This is a genomic window from Promicromonospora sukumoe (assembly GCF_014137995.1).
Taxonomy (GTDB): Bacteria; Actinomycetota; Actinomycetes; order Actinomycetales; family Cellulomonadaceae; genus Promicromonospora; species Promicromonospora sukumoe.
Map to the genome: position 1 here is coordinate 1,096,218 of NZ_JACGWV010000002.1, position 25,248 is coordinate 1,121,465.

Genomic DNA, 25,248 nt, shown 5'->3' on the forward strand with positions numbered 1-25,248 from the left:
AGACATGTCTTTCGACCTGGCCTTGGTGCGTCTACGGTCACACCATGACTCGTCGAATGTGTTGTTGCTGATCCAGCGCACGTTCGCCTGCCCTCGGCCGCTTCGGCCGACCTCCGCGTGCGCGCCCTCGACCCCGCCGCGGACCCATCCCCTGATGCGCAGGCCCTCCGGGGCACGCCGCGGCACCGCTCGGTCAGTTCAGCCAGAAGCACGCCACCCGCACAGGAAGCAGGGAGAGCCATGACTCAGCCCCAGTGGTCGTTCGAGACCCGTCAGATCCACGCCGGCCAGGAGCCCGACCCCACCACCGGCGCCCGCGCGCTGCCGATCTACCAGACCACGTCCTTCGTGTTCCCCGACGCCGGTGTCGCGGCGGACCGGTTCGCGCTGAAGGACCTCGGCCCGATCTACACCCGCATCGGCAACCCGACGCAGCAGGTGGTCGAGGACCGGATCGCCAGCCTGGAGGGCGGTGTCGGCGCCCTGCTGGTCGCGTCCGGCCAGGCGGCCGAGTCCCTCGCGATCCTCAACCTCGCGCAGGCGGGCGACCACATCGTCGCGTCCGCGAGCCTCTACGGCGGCACGTACAACCTGCTGCACCACACGCTCCCCAAGTTCGGCATCGAGACCACGTTCGTGGACGACCCGCACGACCTCGACGCCTGGCGCGCCGCTGTCCGCCCCAACACCAAGGCGTTCTTCGGCGAGACCATCCCGAACCCGCGCTCGGACGTGCTCGACATCGAGGGCGTCGCCGGCGTGGCCCACGAGACCGGCGTCCCGCTGATCGTGGACAACACGGTCGCGACGCCGTACCTCATCCGCCCGTTCGAGCACGGCGCCGACATCGTGGTGCACTCCGCGACCAAGTACCTGGGCGGGCACGGCAGCGCGATCGGCGGCGTGATCGTCGACGGCGGCCGGTTCGACTTCGCGGCCGACCCCGAGCGGTTCCCCGGCTTCAACACGCCGGACCCGAGCTACAACGGCCTCGTCTTCGCCCGCGACCTCGGCGTCGGCGGCGCGCTGGGCGCCAACCTGGCGTTCGTGCTCAAGGCGCGCGTCCAGCTCCTGCGCGACCTCGGCGCGGCGATCTCGCCCTTCAACGCGTTCCTGCTCGCGCAGGGCCTGGAGACGCTGTCGCTGCGGGTCGAGCGGCACGTCGTCAACGCGCAGCACGTCGCGCAGTGGCTGGAGGCGCGCGACGACGTCCGCGGGGTGCACTACGCCGGGCTGCCCAGCTCGCCCTGGTACGGCAACGCCCAGAAGTACGCGCCGAAGGGCGCCGGCGCCGTGCTCGCGTTCGAGCTGGACGGCGGCAGCGAGGCCGGGCAGGCCTTCGTCTCGGCCCTGCGGCTGCACTCCAACGTGGCGAACATCGGCGACGTCCGCTCGCTCGTGATCCACCCCGCGTCCACCACCCACTCCCAGCTCACGCCGGACGAGCAGGCCCTGTCGGGCGTCACGCCCGGCCTGGTCCGCCTCGCCGTGGGCCTGGAGAACGTGGAGGACGTCCTGGCCGACCTGGAGCTCGGCTTCACCGCCGCGAAGAACCTCCTCGGCGGCGAGCAGGACTGACCCACCCGTGTTCCCACCAGGGCGGGCACCGGAGCACCCTCCGGTGCCCGCCCTACCATCCCGAGCCGCAGGAGGAGCCATGGCCGTCACCATCCCGAAGGCCGCTCACGGTGCCGTCGACCCGAGCGTCCGCAGCGTGAACGTCCCGTTCTCCGTGCCGGACGACACGCACGGCGGGGGCGACGTCGCCGCGCCCGGACCGGCGGGCCCCGTGGAGGCGTCGCGGACCCGGAGCAAGCCGCCGGTACCGCCGAGCGGCGCGTGGCGGGAGGGTGACGACCCCGGGCGCCGGCTGTTCGCCGACGTCGGCGCGTTCGAGCTGGAGGCCGGCGGCCGCCTGCCCGCCGTCCGCGTGGCCTACGAGACCTGGGGCACGCTGAACGCCGACGGCTCGAACGCCGTCCTGGTGCTGCACGCCCTCACGGGCGACTCGCACGTCACCGGCGAGGCCGGGCCGGGGCACGTGACGCCCGGCTGGTGGGGCCAGATGGTGGGCCCGGGCCGGCCCATCGACACCGACCGGTACTTCGTGGTGGCGCCCAACGCCCTCGGGGGCTGTCAGGGCACCACCGGGCCGTCGTCGACGGCGGACGACGGGCTCCCCTGGGGCGGCCGCTTCCCCTACGTCACGACCCGCGACCAGGTGGCCGTGGAGATCGCGCTGACCCGTGAGCTCGGCATCCGCTCGTGGGACCTCGTCATCGGCGCGTCCATGGGTGGCCTGCGCGTGCTGGAGTGGGCGCTGCTCGGACCCGAGGCCGGCGTCGAGGTGCGCAACCTCGCCGCCATCGCCACCACGGCCCAGACGGGCGGGGACCAGATCGCGTGGGCGCACCCGCAGCTCGCGGCGATCCGCGTGGACCCGCGCTTCCGCGGCGGCGACTACTACGACGCGGCCGACGACGACGGCCCGCACACCGGACTGGGCATCGCCCGCCAGATCGCGCACACGACGTACCGGACGGGCTACGAGCTCGACCAGCGCTTCGGGCGGCTGCCGCAGGGCGGCGAGGACCCGTTCGCGGGCGGCCGCTTCGCCGTGCAGTCGTACCTGGAGCACCACGGCGACAAGCTGGCCCGGCGGTTCGACGCGAACTCCTACCTGGTGCTCACCGAGTCGATGCTGTCGCACGACCTGGGCCGCGACCGCGGCGGCGTCGAGGGCGCGCTCAGCCAGATCACGGCCCGCACCCTGGTGGTGGCCGTGGACAGTGACCGGCTCTTCCCGCCCACGCAGTCCGCGCGGCTCGCGCGCTGGATCCCGGGGGCCGAGCCGCTGCGGATCGTGACGAGCGACGTGGGGCACGACGGGTTCCTGGTCGAGGCCGACCAGATCGGCCCCATGGTGAGCGAGTTCCTCGGGTAACCGTCGCGCGGACCGCGCGCCTCAGGCTTAGCGTGGCCGTATGGCAAAGCTCAACCCGTACCTCAGCTTCAAGTCCGAGGCCAAGGACGCCCTGGACTTCTACCGGTCCGTGCTCGGCGGCGAGCTCGCCGTCAGCACCTTCGGCGAGAACCCCATGGAGGGTATGCCGACCCCCGACGAGGACAAGGACCTCGTCATGCACGGGCAGCTCGACGCACCGGGCGGCCTCACGATCATGGCGGCCGACACGCCGTCGTTCATGGAGTACGTGGCGCCCACCAGCGGCGTCACCGTCTCCCTGACCGGCGGCCCGGACGACCACGAGTACATCAAGGGCGCCTACGAGAAGCTGTCCGACGGCGCGACCCCGGGCCAGGCGCTCGAGCTCGCGCCCTGGGGCGACTACTACGGGGCGCTCACCGACAAGTTCGGCATCTCCTGGATGTTCGACATCGGCACGGAGCAGTCCGGCAGGTGATCCTCCGTTCGTACCGCCTACCTGGCCCGGCACCGCGGGCCAGGTAGGTTGAACGGATGCTCGCCGCCTACGTGACCCACTTCGCCCCGGACAGCCCCCTCGACGGCCTGGAGGTGGGCGAGCGCCCCGAACCGGAGACGCCGGAGCACTGGACCACCGTGGAGGTGAAGGCCGCGAGCCTGAACCACCACGACCTGTGGTCGCTGCGCGGCGTCGGCCTCAAGGAGCAACAGCTCCCGATGATCCTCGGCACCGACGCCGCGGGCGTGGCGCCGGACGGGTCCGAGGTGATCGTGCACGGCGTCATCGGGGCCGACGGCCACGGCGTCGGGCCGAAGGAGCCGCGCACGCTGCTCTCGGAGCGCTACCCCGGGACCCTCGCCGAGCGCGTGGCGGTGCCGACCGCGAACCTGGTGCCGAAGCCCGCGGAGCTGTCGTTCGAGGAGGCCGCGTGCCTGCCGACGGCGTGGCTCACCGCGTACACGATGCTGTTCACGCAGGGCGGCCTGACGCCGGGCGACCGCGTGCTGGTGCAGGGCGCCGGCGGCGGGCTCGCGACGGCGGCGGTCACGCTGGGCGCGGCGGCCGGCCTGGAGGTCTGGGTGACGTCGCGCTCCGCGGAGAAGCGGGAGCGCGCCGTCGCGCTGGGCGCCGCGGGCGCCGTCGAGACCGGGGCGCGGCTGCCGGCGCGCGTCGACGCCGTGCTGGAGTCGGTGGGCCAGGCGACGTGGGCCCACTCGATCCGCTCGGTACGCCCGGGCGGCTCGGTGCTGGTGTGCGGCGCGACGTCGGGCGACGCTCCCCCGGCCGAGCTGACCCGCATCTTCTTCCAGGAGCTCCGGGTCCAGGGCGTCACCATGGGCTCGCGGGAGGACCTGGCCGCGCTCGCCCGGTTCTGCGCGCGCACCGGCGTGCGCCCGGTGATCGACGCCGAGGTGCCGCTCGCGAAGGCCGCGGCGGGCCTGGCGCGGCTGAACGAGGGTGACCAGTTCGGCAAGGTCGTCGTCCGGCCCTGATCCCGGCCGCCGACCTCACTTACAGGTCGGTCAGCAAAGTTCGCCGAAAGTCTTGACCCGGGTCCGGAATGTCCGCGACAGTGTCAGAGAGCGCTCTCTCATGCCGCTCACTTGTGCCAGACCGACGTTCGAAGGAGCACGTCACATGCGCAGACACCTCCGCCTGCTCGCGGCGGCGACCACCGCCGCGGCCCTGCTCGGCCTGGGTGCGATCACCCAGGTCACCACCGCATCGGCCGCCGCCGAACCGCTCTCCCAGGGCCGGCCGGTCACCACCTCCAGCACCGAGTTCGACTGGAGCACCGGGGCCGCCGCCGTCGACGGCGACCCCGGCACCCGCTGGTCCAGCGCCGCCGCCGACAACCAGTGGATCCGCGTCGACCTGGGCTCGGTCCAGGCGATCGACCGGGTCGTCCTCGACTGGGAGGCGGCGTACGCGTCCGGCTTCCGGCTCGAGACCTCCGCCGACGGCGCGGCCTGGTCCACCGTCTACTCGACCACGACCGGCACGGGCGGCGACCAGAACCTCGACGTCGACGGCTCCGGCCGGTACCTGCGGCTCTGGGTCACCCAGCGCGCCACCCAGTGGGGCGTCTCCCTGTGGGAGCTGCAGGTGTTCGGCACCGGAGGCGGCACGCCCACCGACACCTCGCTGCTCTCGTACGGCAAGCAGGGCAGCGCCTCCAGCTCGCAGAACGACGGCAACTGCTGGCTCTGCTCCCCCGACAAGGCGTTCGACCTCGACCCGGCCAGCCGCTGGGCCGTGAACCCCGACACCGGCTGGGTCGACGAGGGCTGGATCGCCGTCGACCTCGGGGCCGCCGCGCACGTGACCAGCGTCGTGCTGCAGTGGGACCCGGCGTTCGCGACGGCCTTCGACATCGAGGTGTCCGACAACGGCACCACGTGGCGCACCGTGCACACCACCACGGGCGGCACCGGCTTCAAGCAGACCATCCCGCTCGACGCCGACGGCCGGCACGTGCGCGTGCACCTGCGCGACCGGAGCGGGCCCTACGGCTACTCGCTGTGGGAGTTCCAGGTCTACGGCACGGGCGGAGCGCCGGCCGCTCCTCCGGCGGAGCCCGCCGACCCCGACTTCGACGACCTCGACCTGGTGTGGAGCGACGAGTTCAACGGCCCGGCCGGGACAGGGGCAGACGGCTCGAAGTGGACCATCGACGCGGGCCTGCCGCAGAACAACGAGCAGCAGGTCTACACCCCGAGCGGCAACGGGTTCCAGGACGGCCAGGGCAACTTCGTGCTGGAGGCCCGCCGCGAGGACCGTGACGGCCGGCAGTACACGTCGCACCGGATGAACACGTCCAACAAGTTCCACGCGCAGTACGGCCGGTTCGAGGCCCGCGTGAAGGTGCCCGAGGGCCGCGGCCTGTGGCCCGCCTTCTGGATGATGGGCTCCGACTTCCTCGACGGCCGCCCGTGGCCGTACAACGGCGAGATCGACATCATGGAGTTCATCGGCCAGGACCCGACCCGGGCACACTCGACCCTGCACGCCCCGGCGTACAACGGCGGTGGCGGCTACGGCGGCGGGTACACGCTGCCCGACGGCTCGAAGATCTCGGACGGCTTCCACACCTGGGCCGCGGAGTGGGACAGCGAGGGCATCCAGTTCTCGCTGGACGGCCGCGACGTCTTCTACGCCGACCGGGACACCGTCGAGTCGACCCGCGGTCCGTGGGTCTACGACCACGAGTTCTACCTGATCCTCAACCTCGCGGTGGGCGGTGACTGGCCGGGCCCGCCGGACGCCACCACCCCGTTCCCGTCCCGCATGCTCGTCGACTACGTCCGCGTCTACCAGTAACCCGTCGTTGAGTGCTGGGTTTTCGTCCTTTCGAGGCACGAGAAAGGACGAAAACCCAGCACTCAACGAAGCGGGGTGGGGGGTATAAAGGGCGGGTGCAGCGTCCTACCTTGGAGGTCGTCGCCTCCGTGGCCGGGGTGTCGCGGGCGACCGTGTCCCGCGTGATCAACGAGGTGCCCACCGTCGACCCCGAGATCGTCGAGGTCGTGCGCCGGGCGATCGAGCAGACCGGCTATGTGCCGAACCTCGCGGCCCGGTCGCTGGTGACGCGGCGTACCGGCTCGGTCGCGCTCGTCGTCTCCGAGCCGCCGGAGCAGCGCTCGCCGCTGCCGTTCCTGGAGCGCCTCTTCACCGACCCGTACGTGGGCCGCGTGACGGCGGGCGCGCAGGCGGTGCTGCGGCCCCGCGACATCCACCTCGCGATCATCCCCGCCGACCCGCCCGCCCACGACCAGGTGGTCCGGTACGTGCGGCAGGGGCACGTCGACGGCGTCCTGCTCATCACGTCCAGCTCCGCCGACCCGCTGCCCGCGCGGCTGGCCGGTCTCGCGGTGCCGCTGGTGCTGTCGACCCGCACCACCGTGCCCGACGTGTCCTGGGTCGACCTGGACCAGGCCGCTGGCGGGCGGCTGGCCGCCGAGCACCTCGCCGGGTCCGGCCGGACCCGGCTCGCGGTGGTCGCCGGGCCCGCCGACGCGCCGTTCGGGCACGACCGGCTGCGCGGCTTCCTGGACGGGGTGCGCGCCGCGGGGCTGCGCGAGCCCGAGGTGGTCCCGGCGGACTTCACGCGCCCGGGCGGCGAGGCGGCGGCCCGCACGCTGCTGGCCGCGCGGCCCGACGTCGACGGCGTCTTCGCCGCGAACGACCTCATGGCGGACGGCGTCTCGACCGCCCTGCGCGCCGCCGGCCGGGACGTGCCCCAGGACGTCGCGGTGGTGGGGTTCGACGACTCGAGCGTCGCCGCCCAGGCGCACCCACCGCTCACGACCGTGCGGCAGCCCGTCGAGGACATGGCCGACGCGATGGCGCGCCTGCTGCTCGCCGAGCTCGACGGCGAGGCGGCGGGCGGCGGGTCGGAGACCTTCGTGCCCGAGCTCGTGGTGCGGGCCTCGGGCTGAGTCGGCTCAGGCGAACCGGCGGGAGAACTCCTCGACCAGCGTGGGGCCGGTGTCGCCGAGACGCCACACGCTCCAGCCGTCGGCGGTGTACGAGCCCGACGCCGCCGTGGCGGCCGAGTCCGGGTGCCGGTACCGGGCGCCGTTGGCCAGCTCGATGGCGCCGTCGGGCAGGAGCATCGCCTCGAAGTGCTGGTTGCGCCGCGGGCGCGACCACACGATCCGGGTGGGCATGCCGATGCTGCGGGCGAGCGCCTCCAGGTCGGGGTCGTCCTCCTCCTCGAACAGCATCGGGGTGCTGGCGCGGATGCTCTCGGCCGGGGGCACGGCACGGGCCGGCGCCTCGGGAGAGCTCGACGGGTACGGGTCGGCGGCGAACGAGGTCTGCCCGTAGCCGTCGTCCGGACCGTTCAGGTAGCCGCCGGACTCCCAGGGGCTCTGCTCCACCACGACGGGTGCCGAACCGCCCCCGTAGGGCGCGGACTCGTAGCCCTGCTGCTCGCCGTACCCGTATCCGCCCTGGTCGCCGTAGCCGGAGGCCTCGGCGGAGTAGTCGTACGCGGGCGGCGCGGGCGCGGCCGGCGCGAAGGACGACGACTCGGCCTGGTAGGCGGGCTCACGCTCGTAGCGGGGCCGGGTGATCTCGAAGTCCGGCGTCTCGGGCTCGGGCGTCGCGGAGTAGGCGGGCGCCTCGTCGTACGGCGCGGGCTGCCACAGGTTCTCCTCGGCGGGCTGCGGCACGGGCGGCGGGGAGTACGGCGCGTCGGCGGACGGCACCGGGCCCGACGCCGGGTAGCCCGGGGTCTGCCCGTCCGGCTGGCTCGACGCCGCGAACCGGTCCGTGCGCGAGCGCCGGCGGACCGTCGGCGTCGGCTCGGCGGGCGTCTCGGGACGCGAGGGTGCGCCGTTGTCACCGCCGAGCGACGACCGGCTCGACGAGAGGCGCGGCGGGGTGCTCGGCGTCGGGCCGGGCTGCCCGCCCGGGCGGACCCGGGAGACCGGGGCGCTCGGCGGGACGGCCGCCTCGGGGGCGGGCGGCGGGCCCGGGACGGCCGGCGCGCTCGGGGCGCCCTGGACCGGCGCCGCCTCGGACGAGGCCGCGGCGGCCTGCGCCCGGCGGCCGGCGCGGGTGCCCGCGACGCGCTCCGGGGCGCTCCGGGGCGCTCCGCCGCGGAGGCCCGACCGGAGGCCGGTCGCCGCGTTGGTCGGGCTCGGGGGCGCGGGCGGGCCGTCGGCCACGGGGGGCTTGGGCTGCGCGGGGCGCTCGGGCCGGGCCTGCGGGGCCTGCGCGACGACGGGCATCTTGCCGGTCAGCGCGTAGCCGACCTTGACGCCCTCCTCGAAGGCGTCCTTGGGCGCCGACGAGCCGCCGGTGACCCCACCGGTCACGCCGGTGTCCATGGACGTGCTGACCGAGCGCTTCATCGAGCTCGTGATGGCGCCGCCGATGGGCGCCGACTTGGGCGCGGGCAGGCCGGGCGGCAGGTGCACGACGAGCGGCGACACGTCCAGGAACTTGCGGCCGTCGTTCGAGTTCACCACGCCCATCTTCAGCACCTCGACGGGCATCGAGGGCTGGCGCAGGAAGTCGACGGCGTTGAGGATCTCGTCGGGCGCGTTCTGGCAGATGATGATGAGCCGCGCACCCCCGCCGCCGTTCTTGCCGGCCTGCGTGCGCGTGATCGGCACGCTGTCGTAGAACGCGGCGACGTCGTGCTGGAACGAGTTGGCCCCGCCGCTGTAGCGCGCCGCGAGCTCCGCGCGGGTCAGCCGGCCGGCGGCGCCGGCGTGGTCGAGCGCCTTGGCCAGGTTCTCCCGGTCGAGGTCCGCCACGAGCTCCACGACCACGGGCGAGCCCGACGCGTCGAGGGCGAGCAGGTGCGGCTCGTCCGGGCCGGAGCCCTGGGCGATCGGGAAGACCTCTTCACCGAGGAGCCCGTCGATGTGGGAGTCCACCACCTGGTTGGCCGTGGTCTTCAGGCCGGGTTCGGAGCCGTCCGGGCCGTTGGCCGACGTCACGAGGAGTGGCCGTTGGGTATCGACCTCGAACAGTGGCATCTCGTGATCTCCCCGGGTCCTGCGGCATCGGTCCGCCTTAGCCTAAAGGCCCCTGGCAAGAGTCCGGAAACACGGGGGTGAAGGTGTAGTGAGACTTGTCCCGGGGTCCTGGGCTCAGGAGTGGCCGGTCTCCGACTCGTCCTCGGCGAGCCGCTCCTCGACCCGGGCGATCTTGCTGTCGATCTGACCTGCGGCGGCGCCCGGGCGGATGTCGGCCTTGATCACGAGGGACACCCGGTGCCCGCCCCGCGCGACGGAGTCGGTCGCGCGCTGGATCACCGGCATCACTTCATCCCAGGTTCCCTCGATCTCGGTGAACATCGAGGTGGTCCGGTTCGGGAGGCCGGACTCCCGGACGATGCGGACGGCCTCGGCGACCTGGTCGGCGACGGACTCGCCCGCGGTCATGGGGGCGACGGAGAACGCGAAGACAGCCATGCCCCCATCCTGCCCCCTCCGGGCGGGTCCGGGAGGTACTTTCCGGCGCGGCGCGCACGTAGGCTCGACGCGTGAACGTCACCCTTCTCGCGGGCGGGGTCGGCGGTGCGCGGCTCGCGCACGGCCTCGATCTCGCGCTCGGCGCACCCTCGCTCACCGTGGTCGTGAACGTCGGCGACGACACCGAGCTCCACGGGCTCGCGATCTCCCCCGACATCGACACCGTCCTCTACACCCTCGCCGGCCTGAACGACGAGGAGCGTGGCTGGGGCCTGCGCGGCGAGTCCTACGCGACCCTGTCCGCGCTTAAGGAGCTCGGCGAGGACACCTGGTTCACGCTCGGGGACCGGGACCTCGCCACGCACATCGTGCGGACGGCCCGCCTGCGCCGGGGCGACCCCCTGTCCGCCGTCACCGCGCACCTCGCCCGCGAGATGGGCGTCCGCCCGCGCGTCCTGCCCGCCACGGACGACCCGCTCGCGACCCTCGTCGACACCCCCTCGGGGCGGCTCGGGTTCCAGGAGTACTTCGTGGGGCGGCAGCACGCGGACGCCGTCCTCGGCCTGCACTTCGACGGGGCCGACGCCGCCCGCCCGGCCCCCGGCGTGCTCGACGCGCTGTCCGCCGACCTGGTGGTGCTGGCGCCGTCCAACCCGTTCCTGTCGATCGAGCCGCTGCTGGCCGTGGGCGGGGTCCGCGAGGCACTCCTGGCCGCGCCGGGCCGCCGCGTCGCGGTGAGCCCGATCGTCGGCGGCCAGGCGATCAAGGGTCCCGCCGCCCAGATCCTGGAGTCCCTGGGGCACGAGGTGTCGGCGCTGGGCGTGGCCCGGATCTACGCGGACCTCGTGGACGTCATGGTGATCGACGACCGCGACGCGCACCTCGCCGGCCCCGTGGCCGACCTCGGCCTCACGGTGCACGTCACCGACACGATCATGGGCGGCCCGCCCGGCCGCGAGCGCCTGGCCCGCGAGCTGCTGGCACTGGCATGACGACGGCGGTGGTGCCGCTGCGCGACGGCGTCTCGGGCAAGTCGCGGCTCGCCGCGGTGCTCGACGCCGCCTCGCGGCGCCGGCTGGTCCGCGTGCTGGCGCGGCACGTGGTGACGACGCTGCTCGCCGCCGACGGGATCGACCGCGTCGTCGTGGTGACGGCGGACCCGGTGTTCACCCGGGAGACGCTGGCGGGGCTGGCGGTCGAGGTGCTGGAGCAGCCCGCGGACCGGCAGGGGTTGAACGGCGCCCTGGAGCACGCCCGCGAGGTCCTGGCGGCGGACGCCGTCGGGGCGGGCACTCACGCGGCGGACGCCGGAGCGGCCGGGACGCGAGCGGCGGACATGCCCGGGCCGGACGCCGTCGGGCCGGACACCTCAGGGCCGGACCCGCTCTGTGCGGACGCCGTCGGGCAGCCGGGCCCGCGCCTACTGGTCGCGCACGCCGACCTCCCCGCGCTGACCCCGGCAGACGTGACGGCCCTTCTCGCGGAGCAGGCCCCGGTCGTGATAGCGACAGACCGGTACAGATCGGGCACCAACCTGTTGCTCCTCCCCTTCGAGACCGAAGTTTCTTCGCTCTCGACGGGCGGAAAGGCGAGAAACCTAGGTCTCGAAGGGGAGGTGGGCTTCCGGTTCCGGTTCGGCGTCGGGTCGCTGGCGGCGCACCTGGCCGAGGCCGACGCGCGGGGGCTGGCGGCCTCCGTCGTGGACCGGCCCGGCACCGCCGTCGACCTGGACACGGCCGACGACTGGTCGCAGCTTCCTCCCGAGGTGCGCGACGTGGTGCGTCACGAGGTCCCGGAGCTGCTGTAGGCCGCGCAGCTTCCAGCCACGCGGGCGCCGACCACGCGAGTTCCGGAAGCGCAGGTTCCGGCCGCGCGGGACGCCGAGCACGCGGGTTCCGGCCCGCCCGGGCCTAGCCCGACGACGACGCCGCCTCGACCGCAGCGCGCAGGCTCCGGATCGCGGCCGGCAGGCGGGCGTCGGCCAGGTTCCCGTAGCCGACGACGAGCACGGTCGACCGGGCCGACGGCACCGCCTGGTACCGCCGCAGGTCGACCAGCGCGACGTCCCGGGCGGCCCCCTCGCGCACGACGGCGGCGGCGTCCGGCGCGACGCTCCCCGTCAGGTCGAGCCCGGCCGGACCGAGCCCCCTCGGACCGGGCCCCGCGGGACCGAGCCCAGCTAGGTCCGGCCCGCCCGCGTGCACCCCCGACACCTTCAGCCCCGCCAGGTCCACCGTCACGTGCATCCCGGCCGCGATCCCGCCGATCACCGCGCCGGGCAGCTCGCGCCCGAGTGCGTCCAGGAGCGCGGTCCGGCGTCGGGCGTAGCGGGCGCGGGCCGAGCGCAGGTGCCGCGCGTAGGAGCCGTCGCCCACGAACCGCGCGAGGGTGAGCTGGTCCAGCGTGGCCGGGCCCGGCGTCGGGCCGCGGCGGACGGACACGTCCAGCACCGCCGCGCGCCACCGCCGCGGCACCACCATCCAGCCGATCCCGAATGCCGGGGCCAGGGTCTTGCTCGTCGAGCCGAGCAGCAGCACGCGGTCCGGGTCGAGCCCCTGGAGCGCGGGCACGGGCCGGCGGTCGTAGCGGAACTCGGCGTCGTAGTCGTCCTCGATCAGGAGCCCGTCCACCTCGCGGGCCCAGTCGAGCAGGGCGGCGCGCCGCTCGTCGGACAGCGCGGCGCCGAGCGGGAACTGGTGCGCCGGGGTCAGCAGCGCGGCGCGCGCCCCCGTGCGGGCGGCCTCGGCGCGCAGCCGCGCGGGCGAGATCCCGTCGTCGTCCACGGGGACGGGCACCGGCGTGAGGCCCGCGGCCTCGGCGACGTCGCGGAGCGCGGGCCAGCTCGGGTCCTCGACGAGCAGGTGGGTGTGCCCGGCGTCGGCGAGGGCCGCCGCGATGCGGGACATGCCGTCGGCCGCGCCGCGGGTGAGCACGACGGCGTCGTCGGGCCCCGAGACGATCCGCGAGCGCCGCAGGTGCGTCGCGACCGCCGCCCGCGCCGCCGGGTGCCCGGCGGGCGGCTGCGTGCCCAGGTCCTGGTTGCTCGCCTCCGCGAGCGCCTCGCGCGCCGCCCGCAGCCAGGCCTCGCGGGGCACGTGCCGCAGGTCGGGCACGCCGGGGGCGAGGTCGTGGGTCGCGCGGTCGGGGGCACGTTCCAGCCCCGGGCCCCGAACGGCGGACCGGGTCTCGACAGGCTCGACCAGCGACTCCCCGGGCCCGACGCCGAGCGCGCCACCGGGCGCGACCGCCGCCACCCGCGTCGCCGAACCCGTCCGTGCCTCCAGCACCCCCTTGCCCACCAGGTGCCCGTACGCCTCGGTGACCACCCAGCGGGAGAGGCCGAGCGCGTCGGCGAGGGTGCGGCTGGGTGGCAGCGCGGTGCCGGGGGCCAGCCGACCGGAGGCGATGTCGCCGAGGATCGCCTCCTCCAGCCGGTGCCGCAACGCACCGGTACCGGGGGCGAGGGCGATCAGCACGTCGGCGGAATTGGTCTGGTCCTGCGCCATGGCATTGGACCGTAGCACCAGACCGATTGCTGCCTAGCGTGGTGCGTGCCGGGTGGGAGACCCCCGGGACGAGACCCATGAAGGAGCAGACCATGCGGTACCACACGCTGGACAACGGGCACACGTCGTTCGAGGTGTCGACCCTGTGCCTGGGCACGATGTGGATGGGGACCCGGACGGACGAGGAGACGTCGTTCGCGATCCTGGACCGGTTCGTCGAGGCCGGGGGCACGTTCCTCGACACGGCGAACAACTACAACGACTGGGGCCAGGGCTACGGCCGCGACTCCGAGGACGTGCTCGGCCGCTGGCTCGCGGCGCGCGGCAACCGCGACGACCTGCGGATCGCGACCAAGCTGGGCGCGGCCAAGAAGGACCCGGCCCTGCCGCTGTCGACGACGCCGCCCACCAACTACCAGGGCCTGGACGCCGCGACGGTCGACCGGGAGGCCCGCGAGAGCCTGCGTCACCTGGGCCTCGACCACATCGACCTGCTGTACGGGCACGTGGACGACCGGGAGACGCCGCTGGAGGAGACGGTCGGCGCGTTCGGCAAGCTGGTCGACGAGGGGATCGTCGGCATCCCGGGCATCTCGAACGTCGCGCTGTGGCGGGTCGTCGAGGCGCGCGAGACCGCCGCGCGGCTGGGCGTGGCGCCGTACGGCGCGGTGCAGCAGTGCCACAGCTACCTGTACCCGCGCCCGCAGCCCGTCCGGACCAACTGGGCCACGCCCGAGCTGCTCGACTACGCCCGCTCCACGGGCGCGGACGGCCGCCCGGGGCTCACGGTCATGGCGTACTCACCGCTGCACCAGGGCGTGTTCACCCGCGACGACAAGCCGTTCTACGACGGCGCGGACCACGCCGGCTCGCGCGAGCGGGTCGCGGCGCTGCGCGCCGTCGCCGCCGAGATCGGCGCGACGCCGAACCAGGTGGCGCTCGCCTGGCTGCTGGGCGGCGAGGTGCCGGTGGTCCCGGTGTTCGGCGCGAGCAGCGTCGCGCAGCTCGACGAGGCCCTCGGCGCGGTGGACCTGGTGCTCGACGACGACGTGCGGGCCCGGCTCGACGCCGTGTGACGGCCGCCTGACGCCGGGTCACCACCCGCCGCGGTGCACCACCTCGTCGAGGGGCTTGCGCCGGCGGCGGGTGGGCGAGCCCTTGGCTCCGCCGTCGGCCGGGTGCCCGACGGCGACGACACCGGTGATCTCGAACTCCTCCGGGATGCCGAGCTCCGCCCTGACGGCGGGCACGTGCGCCGGCGGCACGCCGAAGAAGCAGGCGCCCAGCCCCTCGTCGACGGCGGTCTGCAGCATCAGCAGCGACGCCATGCCGACGTCGACGTGCCAGAACGGGACGGGCCAGCGGGACTCGTCGAGGTCCTCCCAGCCCTTGTCCTTCTCGGCGTAGCGCCGCAGGTAGGCGGCCTTGGACGCGAGCGCCAGCACGACGACGGTCGCGGTGCGCATACCGTCGAGCCACGCCGACATGTCGCGCTCCGAGGTGTCCGGGGTCGACGCCGCCCAGAACCGGTCCCGGTCCTCGGGCGTCTCCAGCACCACGAACGCCCAGCCCTGGCTGAACCCGGCGCTCGGGGCGCGGACGGCGTTGCGGGTGATCCGGTCGACGGCCGCCGGCGGGACGGGCTCGGCGGTGAACTTGCGGTGCATCCGGCGCGTGCGGACGACGTCCTGAAACTCCATGGCCGCATTCTGCCCCCGCCGGCCCCGCCGCCGCCGACGGCGACCGCGGCGAACGCAGACCTGGTCGCTCCATGGCCGCTCAGAGTGCGACCAGACCTACGTTCGGCCACCCACGAATCTGGTTGCCGCGCGGCGGCGCGCCCGCCAGCCTGAGGAGCATGACTCTCCAGGCGATCGAGCAGGCGACGCTGCCGCACGGCAACTTCGAGGGGTACCTCCACGGCTCGGAGGTCTCGGTGATCTTCGAGCGGGTGGCCGAGGACGGCACCGGCCCCCGCCTGCACCGGCACCCCTACTCCGAGACGTTCGTGATCCGGTCGGGCCGGGCGCTGTTCACCGTGGACGGCAAGGAGTTCGAGGCCGTCGGCGGCCAGATCCTCGTGGTCGAGGCGATGGTGCCGCACAAGTTCCGCACCCTGGGCGCGGACCTCTACGAGGCGGTCCACATCCACGCGAACGACCGCTTCGAGACGGAGTGGCTGGAGTAGCCCCTACAGCCGGTCGGCGATGACCTCCAGCAGCGACTTGCCCTCGACGCCCATCAGGTCGAGCGCCTGGGTGCGGCACGAGAAGCCGTCGGCCAGGTAGGTCGTGCCGGGGGCGGCGTCGCGGAGCGCGGGCAGCAGCGCGTTCTCCGCGACCGCGACCGACGTCTCGTAGTGCCCCTTCTGCATGCCGAAGTTGCCGGCCAGGCCGCAGCAGCCCGCCAGCACCTCGATCTGCGCGCCGCCCTTCTCCAGCAGCGCCTGGTCGGCCTCGTACCCCATGACGGAGTGCTGGTGGCAGTGCGGCTGCACCACGGCCGAGACGTCGCCCAGGTCGGGGACTGACCAACCGTCCGGGGTGTCGTCCGAGGTCAGCAGCTCCGCCGGCGTCCGCGTCATGCGGGCCACGGCCTGCGCGCGGGGGTCGTCCGGGAACAGGTCGAACAGGTCGGAGCGCAGCACCGCGGTGCACGACGGCTCCAGCCCCATGATCGGGATGCCGTTCACCGCGTACGGCCCCAGCACCTCGAGCAGCTTGAGCAGCCGACGGCGGGCACCGTCGAGCTGGCCCGTGGAGATCCAGGTCAGGCCGCAGCACGCCTGCTCGTCCGGCACGATGACGTCGAAGCCCGCGGAGGTCAGCACCTTGAGCGCCGCCTGCGGGACCGTGGGCGAGAGCGCGTCGCTGAACGAGTCGGTCCACAGCACGACCTTGGGCTTGGAGGCCAGCCGCGCCGCCGTCGCGCCCTCGCGCCCGGGCAGGCCCGTGACCGCCAGCCCCGGCACGCCGTGCGTCGCGCCGCCGCGCGCCCACCACTGCCGGAACGGCACCTCGGCGAACTTGGGCATCGAGCGCCGCGTGTCCATGCCGCCCGCCCACAGCACGGCCTTGCCGATCCACTTCACGCCCAGCAGGGCGTTGACCAGCTCCGGGACGGCGCCGGCCAGGCGGGCCCAGCGCGGCAGCCAGCCCAGGGCGTAGTGGTCCACGGGGCGCAGCTTGCCGCGGTAGGTGCGGTAGAGCACCTCCGACTTGTACTGCGCCATGTCGACGCCCGCCGGGCAGTCGCTGGAGCACGCCTTGCAGGACAGGCACAGGTCCAGCGACTCCCGGACCTCGGGCGCGGACAGCCCGCCGACGAGCGTCCCGTTCACCGCCTCCTGCAGCACGCGGGCGCGCCCGCGCGTCACGTCCTTCTCGTCCTTGGTCGCCTGGTAGCTGGGGCACATGAACCCGCCGGCCGCCGAGTTGTCGGCCCGGCACTTGCCCACGCCCACGCAGCGGTGCACGGCCGTGGTCAGGTCGTTGTGGTCGTGCGCGAACGAGAACCCCTCGTACCCCGCCTTGCGGCGCACGCCGTGCCCGGAGCCCTTGCCGACCAGCGGCAGCTTGGTGCGCACGGGGGTCGCGGCCGGCCGGCGCAGGTCGTCGTCCACGGCCCGCGGCCGCACGACGACGCCCGGGTTGAGCAGGTCCTTCGGGTCGAACAGCGCCTTGAACCGCTCCATCAGCGCGATCGCCTCGGGCGAGTAGATGAGCGGCAGCAGCTCGGACCGGGCCCGGCCGTCGCCGTGCTCGCCGGACAGCGACCCGCCATAGCGGGCCACGAGCTCGGCGGCCTCCATCATGAAGGTGCGCAGCACCGAGCCCGACGTCTCCAGCGGGATGTCGATCCGCAGGTGCACGCAGCCGTCGCCGAAGTGGCCGTAGGGCAGGCCGTCCACGCCGTACCGGTCCATGAGGGCCTGGAGGTCGCGCAGGTACGGGCCCAGCTTCTCGGGCGGCACCGCGGAGTCCTCCCAGCCGGGCCACGCCTGCTCCCCGGCGGGCGTGCGGCCGGCCAGGCCGGCGCCGTCGGCCCGGATCTGCCACATCTTGGTGGCGTCCGCCCCGGCGGGCAGCACCGCGGAGTCGAGCGCCGTCGACGACGCGACGATCGCGTCCGCGCGGCCGAGCGCCTCGGCCTGCGACGAGCCACCGACCTCGATCATCAGCCAGCCGGTGACGTGCGGGTCGTCCGCCCCGGGCAGGGGCGGCACCGACGCGGCGCCCTTCGCCCGGCGCACGACGTCGACCAGGCGGGCGTCGAGCCCTTCGATCGCGAGCGGCTTGTGGTCCAGGAGCCGGGGCACGTCGTCGGCGGCCGTGGCCATGTCGGGGTAGCCGAGGACGACGAGCGTCGGCGCGCCCGGCACCTCGACCAGGTTGAGCTCCGCCTCCAGCACCGTGACGAGCGTGCCCTCCGTGCCCACGAGCGCGCGGGCGAGGTTGGAGCCGTTCTCGGGCAGGAGGTGCTCCAGCGAGTAGCCCGACACCTGGCGGCCGAAGCGGCCGAACTCGGTGCGGATCAGCGCGAGGTTCTCCCGGACGAGCTCCTTGAGGCCGGGCACGTCGGCGAACTCCGGGTCGCCCGAGCCCGCGATGAACCGGCGCCCGGCGCCGTCGACCACGTCGAGCGAAACCACGTTGTCGGCCGTCCGCCCGTAGGCGACGGCGTGCGGGCCGCAGGCGTTGTTGCCGATCATGCCGCCGAGCGTGGCCCGGTTCTGGGTGCTCGGGTCGGGACCGAACCGCAGGCCGTGCGGCTTGGCCGCGGCCTGGAGGGTGGACATGACGGTGCCCGGCTGGACCCGGGCCGTGCCCCGGTCCGGGTCGACCGAGAGCACCTGGTTCAGGTTGCGCCCCAGGTCGAGCACGACGCCGGGACCCACCGAGTTGCCCGCGACCGACGTGCCGGCGCCGCGCGCCGTGACGGGGACGGACAGCTCACGCAGCACCCCGAGCACCGCGACGACGTCGTCCGTGCTCTCCGGGAAGACCACGCCCTCGGGGACGACGCGGTAGTTCGACGCGTCCGTGGAGTACTCGGCACGACGGCGCGTGCTGGTGTCGACGTCGCAGGCCACGACGGTGCGCAGCGCGTCGGCGACGGCGTCGCGCGCGGCGGCGACGGCGTGGTCCGCCTCGCGCTCCGCGGCCTTGCGCCGTTCCTCGATCTCGGCGCGACGGCGTTCCGCGTCCTCGGCGGCGCGGGCCTCGGCCTTCTCCCGCGCGATGCGGGCGGCCTCGGCGGCGTCAGCGGTGTGGCCCTTGTCGTTCATGCCGTTCAGGGGTCGGGCGTCGTGAGTCTGCGGTGGCACTCCGCGATTCTCGCACCACGAGGCCGCGGATCGCGTCAGGAGTTCACGGGCGCGGCTCGCGCCCGTGAACCCCCGGTCGACGTCAGCCCTCGAAGGTGACGTCCAGCGTGATCTGGCCGACGCCGGTCAGCGCCTTCGAGATCGGGCAGCCCACCTTGGCGGCCTCGGCGGCGGCCTTGAAGCCCGCCTCGTCGATGCCGGACGCGAACCCGCGCACGGTCAGGGCGCTCTTGCTGATGTGGAGGCCGCCGGCCGGGTCCGGACCGAGGGTCACCACGGCGGTGACCTCGATCTGCTCCGGCGTGGCGCCGGCCCCGCCCAGCTCGTTCGTGAAGGCCATCGTGAAGCACGACGAGTGCGAGGCCGCGAGGAGCTCCTCGGGGCTCGTGACGCCGTTCGCCTCCTCGGCGGCGCGCGCCGGGAAGGACACGTCGTACGTGCCGACGCCCGACGACGAGAGCTCGACCTGCCCAGATCCCTCCTGGAAGGTGCCGTTCCAGGCGGTGCGAGCGGTACGTGCTGGCATGGTGCACTCCTTGAAGATCGCGATGTGACCTCGACGGGTCCCTTGCGTGCCCGACCCTACGACGCCTGCCGGACGGTCGCGTGACGGCGCAGTCGCGTCACGGCGCGAAGTCGAGCAGCTCCTCGTCCACGGCGAGCACGGTCCAGGTGCTGCCCGCGGCGTCCGCCAGGTCGTAGGCGGGCACCAGCAGCACCGTGCCGCCGGGCAGGGTGTAGCGCACCTCGGTGAGGGTCGCCGACACGATCGTCACGTCCTCGACGGGCCACGCGATCGGGCCGCCGGGCTCGGGCACCCCGCCCCCGGAGGCGCTCCCCGACGACGTCCCCTCGTCCGCCCCGGACTGCCGGGGGCCCAGCACCGCTCCCGCGAACCTCGGGTCGCCCAGCCGCTCGACGGCGTCCTCCTCGCTGATCACCGGGTAGTCCCCCAGGCTCGCGCCGTCGGCCGAGCGCACCTCCGCCGTCCGCGGCGTGTCGGTGAGCCCGACGCCCGCGTGGAAGACGAGGCGCGTCGCCGCGTCGAGGTCGCCGCCCGCGTCGAGCGGCCGCGCGCCCTCGGACGCGGCCTCCGGCCCACCCTCCGGCGCCCCCATGACCGACGGTTCCTCACCGCGGGCCTCCGGGGCGGCCTCGGACGCGACGTCGGCACCGGCACCGCTGTCCTGCGCCGCGGGCGTGACCCCGGCCCCCGACTCCCCCAGCAGGTACCCCCCGCCCCCCACGGCCAGGACCCCGGCGACGGCGGCGGCCACGAGCCACGGCGTCCGACGCCGGTGGCGCCGCACCGCGAGCTCGTCCACCGGCTCGGTCCCGGCAGGTCGGCTCGACCCGGGTGGTGCAGCGGGCGCGCCGGACGCGCCGGACCCCCGGCCGAGTCCCCCGGCCCCGCCGAGCAGCGCGTCGACCTTGGCCCGGAGCACGGCGTCGACCGGGTCGGGCGCACGCTCCGCGGGGTCCGCCGCCACCAGGCGGTCGAACGCCTGGTCCTCCGGTCGCTGGTGCTCGTTCATCGCTGTCCCTCCGTGCCGGGCCCGGCTGCGCGCCGTCCACACCCTCTACATGTGCTCATGCGTCCACCGCTTGCTCGTGCGCGTCCCACGCGTCGCGGAGGCGGGCCCTGGCGCGGGACAGCGCGGCGTCCGCCCCGCCGCGCGAGACGCCCAGCACCTGGGCGAGGTCGTCGCCCGACAGGCCGTCCCAGGCGACGAGCAGCAGGATGCGCCGGTCACGCGAGGAGAGCCGGGACAGGACCTGCCGCACGGCGTCGTCGTCCACGGCGAGCGTCGCGGGGTCCACGTCGTCGGGCTCGTCGGGCACGACGGCGACCGGCAGCGCGCGCATCTTGCGCCGGTGGTTCGCCAGCAGGTAGCCGGCGGTGCGGTAGAGCCAGGGCAGCTCGGCGCCGTCGGGCACGTCGTCGCGCCGGCGCCACGCGGTGGCGAGCACCTCGGCGGCGAGGTCCTCGGCGTCGGAGGCGCGGCCGCCGTCGGGCAGCCGGCGCACGAAGTAGGAGTAGAGGGCGCGCGAGTGCGCGTCGAAGAGGGCGCCGAACCAGGCCTCGTCGTGCGCCGGCCGGTCGTGCGGCGGCTCGTCCTGCGAGCCGGGGCTGTCGTCCACGACCTCACTCTGTCGTGGATGCCGGGTTCCTTGCACCCCCGGCCGCCACAAGTACCCGGGCACGGGAGAACCCCGGCGGGACGTCCCGCCGGGGTTCTCCGTCAGAGGTGCCTCAGGTCAGCAGGCGCCCAGGTCCTGCCACACGCCCCACTCGCCGGTGGTGCCGGGCGTCTCGCCCTGCGTCCACCACTTGGCGCGCCACTCGTGGCCGCCGTGCGACACGGTGTTGCCGCCCACGTAGACCGAGGACGAGCTCCAGGCGTCCGAGGCGCAGACCTCGCCCGGCGGGTCGGTCGGCGGGTCCGTGGGCGGGTCGGTCGGCGGGTCGGTCGGGTCGGTCGGGTCCGTCGGACCGCCGCCCTCGATCGGGCCCGGGTTCCCGGAGCCGAGCACGTTCCACAGCGCGCCGGTCAGCGCGCCCGAGCGGTCGCCCGAGAGGTCCCACCACATGGCGCCGCCGAGCCCCTCGGACCGGATGTACTGCGCCTTCTTGGCGACCGACTGGTCGTTGTCGTACGACCACCAGGTGTTGCCGTCGTGCCGCCACGCGGCACCGAGGTCCGCGTCGTAGTAGCCGGTACCGGTGTTCTTGATGACGTCGTAGTCGTTGATGCCCGCCTCCCACTGGCCGGGGGCGGCACCGGTCGCGGTGCCCCACGCCGCGGACGACGAGGCGCCGGTCCAGCCGCGGCCGTACATCGCGAGGCCGAGGCCGAGCTGCGCGGGGTCGATCCCGGCGTCGGTGTACGACTTCACCGCGAGGTCCGCGCTGAACTGCCGGGCCTCCTCCCGCGGGTCGGCGGGGTCGTGGTAGAGGTTGCCCTGGTGGCCGGTGAGCGCCGGGTCCCAGGCACCGTGCAGGTCGTAGCCCTGGACGTTGCCGAAGTCGAGGGACTCGAAGATCTCCGGGTCGTTCCAGCCGCCGTCCTCGATGTCCGCCGGGTTGGCGGGCAGGAACGCGGAGAGCTCGTAGTCCTTGCCGGTCGTCGCACCGAGCGCGTCGAGCTGCTCACGGAACTCGGCGAGCAGGAGCTTGAAGTTGCGGGCGTCGTTCGCCTCGTCGACGTGGTTGCCGACGTTGCCGTTCTGCGAGCCGGGCCACTCCCAGTCGATGTCGAACCCGTCGAAGACGCCGGCGGCGGCACCGGTGCCACCGCGGCCGTCGATCACCGGCAGGTTGCCCTTGATGAACATGTTCACGCAGCTCGACACGAGCTTCTCGCGCGAGGCGTCCGTCGCGGCCGCCAGCGAGAAGTTCTTGGACCAGGTCCAGCCGCCGATCGACATCAGCACCTTGAGGTCGGGGTGCTTGGCCTTGAGCTGCTTGAGCTGGTTGAAGGACCCGGCCAGCGGCTGGTCCCAGGAGTCGGCGGCGCCGGAGACCGAGTTGGCCGCCGTGTAGCCCATGCCGTAGTCGGCCCAGGCGTCGCCCGCGCCGTCGGACCCGTTGGGGCCCTCGCCCTGCGCCTTGTTGGCCTCGAAGCACTCGAGGTTCTGGTGGTGGATGTTCGCGAAGGCGTAGTTGATGTGCGTCAGCTCGTCGGCGACGCCGGAGGTGTCGATCTGCTTGACCTGGTAGCCGCGGCCGTACACGCCCCACTGCGTGAAGTAGCCGACGCTCCGGAAGCCGTTGATGGCGGAGCTGCTCGCGCCGGCCGTCGTCGCGGACTCGGCCTCGGCGGCGTTCGCGGCCCGCAGGCCCACGCCCGCGACGGCGGCGGATGCCGCGACGGCGAGGGCGGCGACCCCCGCGAGTATTCGTCTGGTCGTCTTACTGGCGCCTGATGGCGTTTGGTACGTCGAGTCCATCGTCTTCCCTCTCTGGTCCGGGCACTGCTCCGGTAACGGTGGTCGCGCTGGTCATGCTTCGTTAAAAGTAAGGAAACCTGCGTTAACGGGAAATAAGGGGATTCCACACGGTGGGACTACGTAGTGGTCCTGGGCCGCCGGCACGCGGTTGTTACGGTGTGAAACCTTCGCCACAAGAACAATTTCGCGCGGTATCAGGTAGCCGACCGGGTCGAGGAGGGGCAGGATGCCAGGCCTGGAGCCCGATCGCAGCAAAAGTCGCAGGCGAAGTTTGATGCGGGTGAAACGTGTGGAGGTCATACTTGCGAGCACCGTGAACGAATCCGGGAGGCTCGACGATGACCGCGCTGCCCCAGCAAGTCGTTTTTCCGCTCCCCCTCGGTGACCGCACCGTGGCCCCTCACGTCGCGTGCGAGCTCACGCGGGTGGTGGGCGACGAACCGGGATGTGTGGACCAGACAGCACGGATGCTCGACGAAGAGCATCTGGTGGGTACGGCGCTGATGCCGGACCCGCTGCCTGCCGCGCGTGCGGTCCGAGAGGCCGTAGGCCCGCTCGGCCTCGACGACGAGGCACGCCGTGTGCTGCTCGTCGCCGCAGTCGCCGTGGTGGACCGCACCGAGCTGTTGCTCGCCGCGTCGGGCACAGACATCGACACCCTGATGGCCGGCCCCGCCGGCCGGCACCTGCACCTGGTGGGCGGCCGGTTCCGCTTCCACCATCCGCGCATCCGCTCCGTGGTGCACGACGACGCCGACCTGGCCTCCCGCACCGCCGCGCACGTCGCGCTGGCCGAGGTGCACCGGAAGGCCGACGAGCCGCTCATCGCGATGTGGCACACGGCCCTGAGCACGCTCGCGGGCGACCCGCTGCTCGCGGACGGCCTGGTCGAGCTCGCCGAGCAGCACCTGGCGCGCGGCGACGTCCACCGCGCGCACGAGGTGGCACGCGAGGCGGCGAGCCACGGCACCGACCGGGTGCGGGCACGCGCCTTCGCGGTCGCCGGGCGGGCGGCGCTCTGGGCGGGGCACGTGCACGACGCCGTCGTGTACCTCCGCCGCGCGACCAGCCCGTCGGACAGCACCGCGCCCGCCGCCGGCGCGCCCGACGCCGCCCGTTCGCTCGGCATCGCGCTGGCCCTCCTGGACGGCCGGCCCGACGCCGTCGTCCCCGAGGACGCGGCCGGACCCGACCGGGCGGCGATCGCCGCCGCCCGCAAGACGATCCGCCTGCTCGACGGCGCACCCGGCGAGGCCTCGGCGATCCTGTCCGAGGTGGCCGAGCTGGCCCCCGCGCGCCCGCTGGGCTGGTGGTTCGACGGTCCGGACGAGGCGATGACGCCGCTCGCGGAGGCGCACCTGCGGGTCGCGCAGTCGTACCTGGCGCTGCGCCTGGGCAACATCTCCGAGGCGGCATCGGTGCTTGACGACGCCGTCGAGCGCCTTCCCGTGGCCCTCGCCTTCGGCGGGCTGGGCATCGCCCTCGCGCGCCGCCTCGACCTGGTCCGGGACGGGCACCTGCGCCGGGCGACCACCGCCCTGGAGGCGTCGGTGCCCGGGCAGGTCGCGCCGGTCGTCCGCGCCGCCACGCTCGGCGACCGTGCCCAGACGGCCGTGTTCGACGGGCGCTGGGTGGAGGCCGCGACCCTGCTCGGGCTCGCGGCGGAGCGCGGCGGCGACGAGCTGCGCCGCCTCTGGCTGCCCACGCCCGACCCGGTGGAGCTGCTGGTGCTCGCCGGCCAGGACCGGGCGGCCCGCAGGTCGCACGAACGCCTGCGGCTGCGCGTGCTGCCGTCGGTCGGCTCGGACACGACCACGGGGCCCTACTCGGGCGGGCCCACGCACACGAGCCATGCCGGGGCCGGACCCGGGACCCCGCCGGCCGGGGCCACCATGTCGAGCGCCGGGTTCTCCGGCGGCCCGATGCGGCGTCGCCGGCTGGACCTGGCGCGCGCCGAGCTCGCGCTCGCCGACGCGTCCGGCGTGAACCGGGCCCGGGAGCGCGCCGTGGAGGCGTCGCTCCGCGTCGGGTCGACGTTCGAGCGGGGCCTCACGGAGCTCGTCGCCGCGCGGTCGTTCGCACGGCTCGGCCTGCCCGGCGACGCCGCCGCGCACCTGCTCGGCGCCCACGAGCTGTTCGAGGAGTCCGGGGCCAAGGCCTGGGAGCACATCGCCGAGCAGGCGCTGGCGACGCCCGGGTTCGTCCGCGAGGCTCCGGGCCCGGTGGTCCCGGCGCCCGGCGAGGCCCCGGGCCGGGCCGGCTCGGCTCCCCCGCGGCCCGACGCCGGACGGCCCCGCCGGGAGCCGGCGTCCAGGCCCGTACCGACGGAGGCCCCGGCCGAGCCGTCGGGCGGTCCGGTGATCGACATCGGGGAGGAGCTGTGCGGGCAGTGGAGCGACCTGCTCACCGAGCGCGAGCTGGACGTCGCGCGGCTGGTGGTGCAGGGCCGGACCAACCGGCAGGTCGCCGCGAACCTCTACGTGTCGGTCCGGACCGTGGAGGTGCACCTGGGGCGGGTCTTCCGCAAGCTCGGGGTGCGCTCCCGCACGGAGCTGGCGGTGCTGGCCCTGCGCGGGTAGGTCACCGCG

At 74.3% G+C, this 25,248-nt stretch carries 20 protein-coding genes; 11 read left to right on the top strand and 9 right to left on the bottom strand.

Going from position 1 to position 25,248, the window contains the following annotated elements; genetic code table 11:
• Nucleotides 1–240: 240 nt before the first annotated feature.
• The 6 genes from FHX71_RS21940 to FHX71_RS21965 all read left to right on the top strand — a co-directional run bounded on the left by FHX71_RS21940 (nucleotide 241) and on the right by FHX71_RS21965 (nucleotide 7,384).
• Nucleotides 241–1,578 (top strand): bifunctional o-acetylhomoserine/o-acetylserine sulfhydrylase, encoded by a 1,338-nt coding sequence (locus FHX71_RS21940; protein ID WP_182619534.1) that lies wholly within the window; start codon nucleotides 241–243, stop codon nucleotides 1,576–1,578.
• 79 nt (nucleotides 1,579–1,657) lie between these two features.
• A complete protein-coding gene (metX, locus tag FHX71_RS21945) occupies nucleotides 1,658–2,944 on the top strand; it encodes a homoserine O-acetyltransferase MetX (protein ID WP_182619535.1) in 1,287 nt (428 codons plus the stop codon).
• 40 nt (nucleotides 2,945–2,984) lie between these two features.
• Entirely contained in the window at nucleotides 2,985–3,422 is a 438-nt protein-coding gene (locus FHX71_RS21950; RefSeq protein ID WP_182619536.1) for a VOC family protein, read from the top strand.
• Nucleotides 3,423–3,478: 56 nt separating this feature from the next.
• Nucleotides 3,479–4,438, top strand: a complete 960-nt coding sequence (locus FHX71_RS21955) for a zinc-binding dehydrogenase (protein WP_182619537.1) — start codon at nucleotides 3,479–3,481, stop codon at nucleotides 4,436–4,438.
• Between the two features lie 145 nt (nucleotides 4,439–4,583).
• Nucleotides 4,584–6,266, top strand: a complete 1,683-nt coding sequence (locus tag FHX71_RS21960; RefSeq protein WP_182619538.1) for a discoidin domain-containing protein — start codon at nucleotides 4,584–4,586, stop codon at nucleotides 6,264–6,266.
• 95 nt (nucleotides 6,267–6,361) lie between these two features.
• Complete coding sequence (locus FHX71_RS21965; protein WP_312877170.1) at nucleotides 6,362–7,384, top strand: LacI family DNA-binding transcriptional regulator; 1,023 nt, start codon at nucleotides 6,362–6,364, stop codon at nucleotides 7,382–7,384.
• Between the two features lie 6 nt (nucleotides 7,385–7,390).
• Here FHX71_RS21965 and FHX71_RS21970 read toward each other — a convergent pair whose 3' ends face one another.
• Both FHX71_RS21970 and FHX71_RS21975 read right to left on the bottom strand, forming a co-directional pair.
• The gene (locus FHX71_RS21970) at nucleotides 7,391–9,439 is read right to left on the bottom strand and encodes a restriction system modified-DNA reader domain-containing protein (RefSeq protein WP_182619539.1); all 2,049 of its coding nucleotides are present in this window, start codon (nucleotides 9,437–9,439) and stop codon (nucleotides 7,391–7,393) included.
• Nucleotides 9,440–9,553: 114 nt separating this feature from the next.
• Nucleotides 9,554–9,877, bottom strand: coding sequence for a thiamine-binding protein (locus FHX71_RS21975; protein WP_182619540.1), 324 nt, complete (start codon nucleotides 9,875–9,877; stop codon nucleotides 9,554–9,556).
• 71 nt (nucleotides 9,878–9,948) lie between these two features.
• On the opposite strand from FHX71_RS21975, the gene cofD reads away from it, so the two are divergent.
• Together cofD and FHX71_RS21985 are read left to right on the top strand one after the other, a co-directional pair.
• On the top strand, nucleotides 9,949–10,869 hold the full coding sequence (gene cofD, locus FHX71_RS21980; protein WP_182619541.1) for a 2-phospho-L-lactate transferase: 921 nt from the start codon (nucleotides 9,949–9,951) through the stop codon (nucleotides 10,867–10,869).
• Nucleotides 10,866–11,684: a glycosyltransferase family protein gene (locus tag FHX71_RS21985; RefSeq protein WP_182619542.1), complete on the top strand. Its 819-nt coding sequence runs from the start codon at nucleotides 10,866–10,868 to the stop codon at nucleotides 11,682–11,684. The genes cofD and FHX71_RS21985 overlap by 4 nt, the downstream gene beginning before the upstream one ends.
• 103 nt (nucleotides 11,685–11,787) lie before the next feature.
• Here FHX71_RS21985 and FHX71_RS21990 read toward each other — a convergent pair whose 3' ends face one another.
• Entirely contained in the window at nucleotides 11,788–13,383 is a 1,596-nt protein-coding gene (locus FHX71_RS21990; protein WP_182619543.1) for an aminotransferase-like domain-containing protein, read from the bottom strand.
• Nucleotides 13,384–13,475: 92 nt separating this feature from the next.
• On the opposite strand from FHX71_RS21990, the gene FHX71_RS21995 reads away from it, so the two are divergent.
• On the top strand, nucleotides 13,476–14,459 hold the full coding sequence (locus FHX71_RS21995) for an aldo/keto reductase (protein ID WP_182619544.1): 984 nt from the start codon (nucleotides 13,476–13,478) through the stop codon (nucleotides 14,457–14,459).
• Nucleotides 14,460–14,477: 18 nt separating this feature from the next.
• Here FHX71_RS21995 and FHX71_RS22000 read toward each other — a convergent pair whose 3' ends face one another.
• A complete protein-coding gene (locus tag FHX71_RS22000; protein WP_182619545.1) occupies nucleotides 14,478–15,083 on the bottom strand; it encodes a nitroreductase family protein in 606 nt (201 codons plus the stop codon).
• A 158-nt stretch (nucleotides 15,084–15,241) separates the two neighbouring features.
• Here FHX71_RS22000 and FHX71_RS22005 point away from each other — a divergent pair, with 158 nt between their 5' ends.
• Nucleotides 15,242–15,571, top strand: coding sequence for a cupin domain-containing protein (locus FHX71_RS22005; RefSeq protein WP_051432755.1), 330 nt, complete (start codon nucleotides 15,242–15,244; stop codon nucleotides 15,569–15,571).
• 3 nt (nucleotides 15,572–15,574) lie between these two features.
• On the opposite strand, the gene FHX71_RS22010 is transcribed toward FHX71_RS22005, so the two are convergent.
• From FHX71_RS22010 to FHX71_RS22030, 5 genes are all read right to left on the bottom strand, one after another.
• Complete coding sequence (locus tag FHX71_RS22010; RefSeq protein ID WP_182620045.1) at nucleotides 15,575–18,670, bottom strand: FAD-binding and (Fe-S)-binding domain-containing protein; 3,096 nt, start codon at nucleotides 18,668–18,670, stop codon at nucleotides 15,575–15,577.
• Between the two features lie 121 nt (nucleotides 18,671–18,791).
• Entirely contained in the window at nucleotides 18,792–19,235 is a 444-nt protein-coding gene (locus FHX71_RS22015; protein ID WP_182619546.1) for an OsmC family peroxiredoxin, read from the bottom strand.
• A 97-nt stretch (nucleotides 19,236–19,332) separates the two neighbouring features.
• On the bottom strand, nucleotides 19,333–20,244 hold the full coding sequence (locus FHX71_RS22020) for a hypothetical protein (RefSeq protein WP_182619547.1): 912 nt from the start codon (nucleotides 20,242–20,244) through the stop codon (nucleotides 19,333–19,335).
• Between the two features lie 55 nt (nucleotides 20,245–20,299).
• On the bottom strand, nucleotides 20,300–20,851 hold the full coding sequence (locus FHX71_RS22025; protein ID WP_182619548.1) for an RNA polymerase sigma factor: 552 nt from the start codon (nucleotides 20,849–20,851) through the stop codon (nucleotides 20,300–20,302).
• A gap of 117 nt (nucleotides 20,852–20,968) precedes the next feature.
• Nucleotides 20,969–22,660: a glycosyl hydrolase family 18 protein gene (locus FHX71_RS22030; RefSeq protein WP_246403370.1), complete on the bottom strand. Its 1,692-nt coding sequence runs from the start codon at nucleotides 22,658–22,660 to the stop codon at nucleotides 20,969–20,971.
• A 467-nt stretch (nucleotides 22,661–23,127) separates the two neighbouring features.
• Here FHX71_RS22030 and FHX71_RS28875 point away from each other — a divergent pair, with 467 nt between their 5' ends.
• Nucleotides 23,128–25,239: a helix-turn-helix transcriptional regulator gene (locus FHX71_RS28875; protein WP_220490237.1), complete on the top strand. Its 2,112-nt coding sequence runs from the start codon at nucleotides 23,128–23,130 to the stop codon at nucleotides 25,237–25,239.
• The last annotated feature ends 9 nt before the right edge of the window (nucleotides 25,240–25,248 follow it).